Annotated in this window: 1 protein-coding gene; it reads left to right on the top strand. The window is 61.9% G+C overall.

Features of this window, described 5'->3' with window-relative positions:
* Positions 1–120: 120 nt before the first annotated feature.
* The coding region (locus tag ACH0BU_RS18060; protein WP_500264480.1) for a cation:proton antiporter domain-containing protein at positions 121–1,350 on the top strand (1,230 nt) is incomplete at its 3' end.

Genomic DNA, 1,350 nt, shown 5'->3' with positions numbered 1-1,350 from the left:
CGCCCGCGCCCTCGTCAAAGACGATAAGCATCCCGGCTACGGCCAAACGGGCAAGGCGGCCCTCACGCCACGCTTACTTCTGAGGATGCAACCTGAGGAAGCGTTCCGCTTTGTGCAATGATGCTTCACCATCTGCTCGGCATCATGTTCGTGCTTGCCCTCGCGTCGTTCGCGGCAGTGGCGGCTATCTCAAGGCTCCGCTTCTCACCCATCGTCGGCTACTTAGGCGCAGGCCTCGCAATTGGACCGCATGGTTTGAACCTGCTGCCCGCGACCGAGAACATCCGAGTTCTCGGCGAAGTGGGCGTAGCACTCCTCATGTTCGTCGTGGGCCTGGAATTCTCGTTCAAGCGACTGTTGGAGGCGCGTCGGGTCGTGTTCGGCCTTGGCAGCGTGCAGGTAGGTACCACGGCGCTCCTGGCGGCTCCTCTCGGGATTTGGGCAGGAGTTGGCGTTTTGCCGTCGCTCCTGATTGGATTCGCGCTAGCGATGTCCTCCACAGCCATAGTCCACAAGCAGTTGATCGATCAGGATGAGGTGGCGACCCATCACGGGGTGTTGGCTACGGGTTTCCTGCTTTTCCAGGATTTTGCCGCCTTGCCGCTCCTCGCTGTTGTAGGGGCGCTCCACGGCGGCACCGGAAGCACTCTCGGGACGCTGCTGGCCGTTGGCATGAGCATTGCGGTGTTTCTGCTAGTCGCCCTTCTTGCGCGTCCGACGCTGGGCCGTATTCTCGCCTGGACCGCGCGATCCCACTCGAACGAGTTGTTCCTGCTGGCGACGGTGCTGCTCGTCCTCGGAGGCGCTGTCGCTGCTGAGGCGCTCCATCTGTCCCTGCCGATTGGCGCCTTCATTGTTGGGATGGCCGTCGGAGAGAGCGACTTTCGGCACCAGCTCGAGGAGGAGATTCGGCCTTTCAGAGACCTGCTTCTGGGGCTGTTCTTCCTGACCGTCGGAATGATGATCGACTGGCGTGTTGTGCTGGCCCAACCGGGGACGACGTTCGCAGCCCTCACGCTCCTTCTCGCGATCAAGCTCGGAGTCGTCTTCCTGTTGGTCCGGTCCACGGGCGTGAGCGGCCGAACATCCGCGCGCGTGGCGTTGCTCTTGGCTCATGGTGGTGAGTTCGCGCTTCTGCTGGTCAGCCAAACCCTTGGAACGGACCTGGTGCCAGCATACTTCGGTCAACCGGTACTCGCCGCCGTTGCTCTTAGCATGCTGATCGCGCCTGCTTTGGCTCAATGGAACGGACGAATAGCCGCCGCCGTATTCTCGAGTCATCGTGTAATTTGTGGCTGCTTCCCCGGGCCGGCTGAGCGGCGCACCTTCTGGTTGTCGGACCTGAAGGAA

This window comes from Sphingomonas olei (genome assembly GCF_045369765.1).
Lineage (GTDB): Bacteria > Pseudomonadota > Alphaproteobacteria > Sphingomonadales > Sphingomonadaceae > Sphingomonas > Sphingomonas panaciterrae.
Note: the sequence above shows the minus strand (reverse complement) of the source record. Positions and strands in the feature narration are given on the sequence as shown.